The 6,189-nt window shown below is 72.5% G+C and carries 7 protein-coding genes; 3 read left to right on the forward strand and 4 right to left on the reverse strand.

Annotation, left to right across the window (positions count from 1 at the left end; all coding sequences use genetic code 11):
* Both NCC78_RS26145 and NCC78_RS26150 read right to left on the reverse strand, forming a co-directional pair.
* Window positions 1–205, reverse strand: a 205-nt coding sequence (locus NCC78_RS26145; RefSeq protein WP_250797791.1) for a PfkB family carbohydrate kinase, incomplete at its 3' end; no start/stop codon positions are given.
* On the reverse strand, window positions 202–1,128 hold the full coding sequence (locus NCC78_RS26150; RefSeq protein ID WP_250797792.1) for a pseudouridine-5'-phosphate glycosidase: 927 nt from the start codon (window positions 1,126–1,128) through the stop codon (window positions 202–204). The genes NCC78_RS26145 and NCC78_RS26150, both read right to left, overlap by 4 nt.
* A gap of 87 nt (window positions 1,129–1,215) precedes the next feature.
* On the opposite strand from NCC78_RS26150, the gene NCC78_RS26155 reads away from it, so the two are divergent.
* The 3 genes from NCC78_RS26155 to NCC78_RS26165 all read left to right on the forward strand — a co-directional run bounded on the left by NCC78_RS26155 (window position 1,216) and on the right by NCC78_RS26165 (window position 4,308).
* Window positions 1,216–1,434 carry a DUF3039 domain-containing protein gene (locus tag NCC78_RS26155; RefSeq protein ID WP_250797793.1) on the forward strand — a complete coding sequence of 73 codons (219 nt, stop codon included), beginning with the start codon at window positions 1,216–1,218 and terminating at the stop codon, window positions 1,432–1,434.
* Window positions 1,435–1,474: 40 nt separating this feature from the next.
* Window positions 1,475–2,119, forward strand: coding sequence for a trimeric intracellular cation channel family protein (locus tag NCC78_RS26160; protein WP_250797794.1), 645 nt, complete (start codon window positions 1,475–1,477; stop codon window positions 2,117–2,119).
* Between the two features lie 455 nt (window positions 2,120–2,574).
* Window positions 2,575–4,308 (forward strand): DEAD/DEAH box helicase, encoded by a 1,734-nt coding sequence (locus NCC78_RS26165; RefSeq protein ID WP_250797795.1) that lies wholly within the window; start codon window positions 2,575–2,577, stop codon window positions 4,306–4,308.
* A gap of 227 nt (window positions 4,309–4,535) precedes the next feature.
* On the opposite strand, the gene NCC78_RS26170 is transcribed toward NCC78_RS26165, so the two are convergent.
* Both NCC78_RS26170 and NCC78_RS26175 read right to left on the reverse strand, forming a co-directional pair.
* Window positions 4,536–4,769 (reverse strand): DUF7455 domain-containing protein, encoded by a 234-nt coding sequence (locus NCC78_RS26170; RefSeq protein ID WP_036374862.1) that lies wholly within the window; start codon window positions 4,767–4,769, stop codon window positions 4,536–4,538.
* A gap of 245 nt (window positions 4,770–5,014) precedes the next feature.
* A partial coding sequence (locus NCC78_RS26175; protein ID WP_250797796.1) for an RNA polymerase sigma factor occupies window positions 5,015–6,189 on the reverse strand: 1,175 nt, incomplete at its 5' end.

Raw genomic sequence — 6,189 nt, forward strand, 5'->3', positions numbered from 1 at the left:
GTCCCGCCCCGTCGTCGCCGACCGCGCCGACCAGCGTCACCGGCACGCCCTGCGCCGCGAGCCACGCCGCGGTGTTGGCGGCCTGGCCGCCGCCGCTGAACCGGATCGCCGCCGGGGTGTCCGAGCCGATGGCGGGCGGGCCGGGCAGCACCGCCACCACGTCGGTGATCAGGTCCCCGACGACGAGGACGCGGCCAGTGGTCATGCGGCGGCGCGGCGGGCGGCGGCGACCGAGATCCGGGCGGCGAGGTCGGCGTTGCGCAGGATGATCCGGACGTTGACCGCCAGGCTCGCCCCCTCGGTGGCGCGGTGGAAGTGGGCCAGCAGGTAGGGCGTGACCGCCTTGCCGGTCACCCCGTCGCGCTCCAGCAGCGCCAGCCCGTCGGCGAGGGTCCGGTCGTGCAGCCCCGGGTCGAGCTGCTCGTCGGCCGGCAGCGGGTTGGCCACGATCAGGCCGCCGCGGTGCACCCCGTGCTGCTCCCGGGCGGCGAGCACGTCCGCGACCTGCTCGGCGGAGTCCACCGACCAGTCCAGGTCGAAGCCGCCGTCGGTGATGAAGAAGCCGGGGAACCGTCGGGTGCGGTAGCCGACGACGCCGACCCCGAGGGTCTCCAGCCGCTCCAGCGTCGCGCCCACGTCGAGGATCGACTTGACCCCGGCGCAGACCACCGCGATCGGCGTCCGGGCCAGGGTGACCAGGTCGGCGGACTCGTCGAAGGTCTGCGCGGCCTCCCGGTGCACCCCGCCGAGACCGCCGGTGGCGAACACCGAGATCCCGGCCGCCGCGGCCACCGCGCTGGTCGCCGCCACGGTGGTGGCGCCGTCCGCGCCGGTCGCGGCGGCGAGAGCGAGATCGCGTACGGAGAGTTTGGTCACCCCGTCGACGGTGGCGAGCCGGGTCAGCTCCGCGTCGTCCAGGCCGACGACGAGGCGGCCGCCCACCATGCCGATGGTCGCCGGGACCGCGCCGGCGTCCCGGACGGACTGCTCGATCTGCCGGGCCACCCGCAGGTTGTCCGGGCGGGGAAGGCCGTGCGAGACGATGGTGCTCTCCAGGGCGACGACGGGGTGTCCGTCGCGCAGCGCGTCGGCCACCTCGGCGCCGTAACGGATGTGAAAGTTGGTCACGATCATCACGGTACGGCCCCGGGGCGGGACGGGTGAAGTGGACCGGACCGCGGTGACCTGCCAAACTTGACGGTTGGAGGTGGAGACGTGAGCACAGAGGTTCTTGAGCGTCCGGAGCTGAAGGACGCCGACACCGGTCCCGAGATGTTCCACTACGTCCGCAAGGAGAAGATCGCCGAGAGTGCCGTCATGGGCACCTACGTCGTGGCGCTCTGCGGGGAGACGTTCCCGGTGACCAAGGCGGCCAAGCCCGGCTCGCCGGTCTGCCCGAAGTGCAAGGAGATCTACGACTCGTACGCCCACTGATCCTGGACGGCTCTCCCGGCCGTCCACGTAACCTTCGGCGGTGACCACCTCCACCGCCCTGCTGCTGGCCGATCTGACCGGAGTGGCCGTCTTCGCCGCCTCCGGAGCCTCGGCGGCGGTGGCCAAGCGGCTGGACATCTTCGGCGTCGTCTTCGTCGGCTTCGTGGCCGCGCTCGGCGGCGGGATCTTCCGCGACCTGGTGATCGACGAGGCCCCGCCGCTGGCCTTCGCCGACTGGCGGTATGTGGCCACCGCCGCGGTCACCGCCGCCGCCGTCTTCTGGCTGCACCCCCAGCTCGCCCGGCTGCGTACGACCGTGCTGGTGCTGGACGCGGCCGGGCTGGCGCTGTTCACCGTCACCGGCACGCTCAAGGCCCTCGACGCCCAGGTGCCGCCGGTCGGCGCCTGCCTGATCGGCATGCTCACGGCCATCGGTGGCGGCCTCGGACGGGACCTGCTCACCGCCGAGATCCCGGTGGTGCTGCGCCGGGAGATCTACGCGGTCGCCGCCCTCGCCGGCTCGATCCTGGTGGCCCTGCTGGACTGGCTGGGCCACGCCAACACCGCCCCGCTGACCGCCGCCGCCCTGCTGGTCTTCGGGCTGCGTCTGATCGCCCTGCGCCGGCGCTGGTCCGCGCCGGTGGCGACGCTGCGCCCGCCACGCACCGGCAGCCGGGGCGTCTGACCGTCCCCGCCGTACGGCGGACGTGACCAGCGCGGGGCCTCGGCGGCGGTGGCCAAGCGGCCAAACGATTACGGGACGGTCGCGCGGCGGCACGTCCCGGCGCCCAGACCGGTCCGGCCGAGGGCCTCACCCTGCCGACCGCCCCCGAGTATCACCCGTAGCACCTCGTTCGCCTTGCGTACCTCCCGATGTTCCTCGGGGGGATGGTGTCGTCGGTCACCCCGCGCCGGTGCACGAGCGGCCCGGCGTGCCGAGCGGCATCCGGGTGGCGTGCGGGCGGCGTGAAGGGCGGCGAGGATGTGACCAGCGTGGCGTCGCCTGGGCCGGACGGCCCCCGCTGGTTATGCTGAGCCGGCCTTCGCGGCACTTTCTGCGCGGAGGCGTTTTCATGGGCGGCGGTACCCGTGGCCCTCAGCCGGGGTCCGCCATGGTTGCGGTCGGAGAGGAGCCTTCGCGTGGCAGCCCGGACGCCGGCGCTCGAGACGTTCCCGGCACTACGCGCCTGGCAGCGCAAGGCGCTGGTGGAGTACCTGCGTCGGCGCGAGCCCGACTTCACCGCGGTCGCCACCCCGGGCGCCGGGAAGACCACCTTCGCCCTGCGGATCGCCGCCGAACTGCTCGCCGACGGCACCATCGAGGCGGTCACCGTGGTCGCGCCGACAGAGCACCTGAAGACCCAGTGGTCGCAGGCGGCGGCCCGGGTCGGCATCCAGCTCGACGCGGCCTTCCGCAACGCCGACCTGCACTCCTCCGCCGACTTCCACGGCGCGGTGGTGACCTACGCCCAGGTGGGCATGGCGCCACAGGTGCACAAGCGGCGCACCCTGACCCGGCGGACCCTGGTCGTCCTCGACGAGATCCACCACGCCGGCGACTCGCGGTCCTGGGGTGACGGGGTGAAGGCCGCCTTCGAGGGCGCCGAGCGCCGCCTGATGCTCACCGGCACGCCGTTCCGCTCCGACGACAACCCGATCCCGTTCGTCAGCTACGAGCGGGGCGGGGACGGGCTGCTGCGCTCCCGCGCCGACTCGGTGTACGGCTACGCCGACGCCCTGCGCGACGGCGTGGTCCGGCCGGTGCTCTTCCTGGCGTACTCGGGGGAGACCCGGTGGCGCACGAACGCCGGGGAGGAACTGGCGGCGCGCCTCGGCGAGCCGATGACCCAGGACCTGGTCGCCCAGGCCTGGCGCACCGCGCTGGACCCGGCCGGCGACTGGATGCCCCAGGTGCTGCGGGCCGCCGCCGCGCGGCTGACCGTGCTGCGCAACGCGGGCATGGCCGACGCCGGCGGGCTGATCATCGCCAGCGACCAGCAGACCGCCCGCTCGTACGCCAAGCTCATCGAGCAGGTGACCGGCGAGCGTGCCGCCGTGGTGCTCTCCGACGACGTGGGGGCCTCCGCCCGGATCGCGACGTTCGCGGCGTCCGACCAGCGTTGGCTGGTCGCGGTGCGGATGGTCTCCGAGGGGGTCGACATCCCCCGCCTCGCGGTCGGCGTCTACGCGACCAGCGCCAGCACGCCGCTGTACTTCGCGCAGGCGATCGGCCGGTTCGTCCGCGCCCGCCGCCCCGGCGAGACGGCCTCGGTCTTCCTGCCCAGCGTGCCGCACCTGCTCGGGCTGGCCAGCGAGATGGAGGCCGAGCGCGACCACGTGCTCGGCAAGCCCAAGGACCGCGAGGGCTTCGACGACGACCTGCTGGAACGCGCCCAGCGCGACGACCAGGCCAGCGGCGAGCTGGAGAAGCGGTTCGCCGCGCTCTCCGCGACCGCCGAGCTGGACCAGGTGATCTTCGACGGCGCCTCGTTCGGCACCGCCGCCCAGGCCGGCACCCCGGAGGAGGAGGAGTACCTCGGACTGCCCGGGCTGCTCACCGCCGACCAGGTCTCGCTGCTGCTCACCAAGCGACAGGCCGAGCAGCTCGCCGCCCAGCGCCGTCGGGCGGCCACGCGGACCGCTGAGCCGGCCGCTACGGCCCCGGCAGCGCCGCCGGCACCGATGAGTGCCGCCCAGCGCCGGGTGGCGCTGCGCCGCCAGCTGAACGCCCTGGTGGCCGCCCGGCACCACCGCACCGGCCAGCCGCACGGCAAGATCCACGCCGAGCTGCGCCGCCTCTGCGGCGGCCCGCCCAGCGCCCAGGCCACCATCGAGCAACTGGAAGAACGCATCGCCACCGTGCAGACCCTCTGACCCATCCACACCGGGCGTCCCGACCAGATCCCGCACTTTCCGGGAAAGTGCGCCTATTCGGCGCGTCGAGGCCACTCATTCCGTGAAAGTGCGCGGGGCGCGGGGCGCGGGGCGCGGGGCGCGGGGCGCGGGGCGCGGGGCGCGGTGGGGGAGAGAGCGCAGACGAAGCCGGCCGGGAGCCCCATGGGGCTCCCGGCCGGCTATGTCGTCGTTATGCGGTTGCGGATTCAGTTCGCCATCAGATCGGCGCCACGCCAGCTGAACTCCGGGTCCGTCGCGTACCGCACGGTGATCTTCACGAGATCCTCCGCGTACTTGTTCGCGTGGTGCCCACAGAACACCAGCTCGCTCCCACCCGCCAGAGTGATCCGGAGCTTGCCGGCAGCATTGCAGCGGTCGCACCGTTCATCGGCGGCTGGGGGAGCCACCGTCTCGGGCGGCGGCGTGAGGGTCGGGGTCATCGCCTTCCTCCTCTGGTCGTCACCGATGAACACTCTCTTCGGTCGTTGCTCACCTATCGTGCAACACCCTGTCCCGGCGCTGCCTTCCCTGTGTGCCCGCGGGGGACCGAGGTCACACATGGCAGGGACAGTGTGCCGTGCACCAAGGGTGCCACGTCAACGATCACAATCGTGCAACCGAACGATCACCATGTGGCGTTGCACGCCAGGTGGCCAAAACGACACGTTCGGTTGACGATCGAGGGTCAGTCCAGGTAATCCCGGAGGACCTGCGAACGCGACGGGTGGCGCAGCTTGGACATCGTCTTGGACTCGATCTGCCGGATGCGTTCCCGGGTCACACCGTAGACCTGACCGATCTCGTCCAGCGTGCGGGGCTGGCCGTCGGTCAGGCCGAACCGCAGGCGTACCACACCCGCCTCACGCTCGGACAACGTCTGCAGCACCTGCTGGAGCTGGTCCTGCAGCAGCGAGAACGAGACCGCGTCGACCGCGACCACGGCCTCCGAGTCCTCGATGAAGTCACCGAGCTGGCTGTCGCCCTCGTCACCGATGGTCTGGTCCAGCGAGATGGGCTCCCGGGCGTACTGCTGGATCTCCAGCACCTTCTCCGGTGTGATGTCCATCTCCTTGGCCAGCTCCTCCGGCGTGGGCTCACGGCCCAGGTCCTGGAGCAGCTCGCGCTGTATGCGGCCGAGCTTGTTGATCACTTCCACCATGTGCACCGGGATGCGGATGGTGCGGGCCTGGTCGGCCATGGCACGGGTGATCGCCTGCCGGATCCACCAGGTGGCGTACGTGGAGAACTTGTAGCCCTTGGTGTAGTCGAACTTCTCGACCGCGCGGATCAGGCCGAGGTTGCCCTCCTGGATCAGGTCGAGGAAGGCCATCCCGCGACCGGTGTAGCGCTTGGCCAGCGACACCACCAGCCGGAGGTTGGCCTCCAGCAGGTGGTTCTTGGCGCGCTCGCCGTCACGGGAGATCCAGCCCAGGTCCCGCTGCATCTCGCGGGTGAGCTTCTCCTCGCCCTCGTCGGCCGCGCGCAGCCGCTCGGCGGCGTAGAGCCCGGCCTCGATCCGCTTGGCGAGCTCCACCTCCTGCTCCGCGTTGAGCAGCGGCACCTTGCCGATCTGCTTCAGGTAGGCCCGGACCGAGTCGGCCGACGCGGTCAGCTCGGCGTCCCGACGCGCCTGCTTGAGCGCCTCGGACTCCTCGTCGTCCCACTCGAAGTCGTTGTCGGTGGCCGAGGCGGCGGCGTCGGTCGCGGCGGCCTGCGCCAGCTCGGCCGGCTCCTCGACCACCACGTCCTCGATCGCGGCCGCGAGCTCCTCGGGGTCGATGTCGCCCTCGGCGCCCTCGCCCTTGGCCTTGGTCGGCTTCGCCCCGGCGACGGCGGCGACCGTCGCCTTGGTGGCGCGGG

Source organism: Micromonospora phytophila (assembly GCF_023656545.1).
GTDB classification, from domain to species: Bacteria; Actinomycetota; Actinomycetes; order Mycobacteriales; family Micromonosporaceae; genus Micromonospora; species Micromonospora phytophila.

What these genes read in the sequence shown, in the direction of transcription:
- NCC78_RS26170 (WP_036374862.1), bottom strand. Translation starts at nt 4,769, where the DNA reads ATGACCCCGACCCTCACGCCGCCGCCCGAGACGGTGGCTCCCCCAGCC.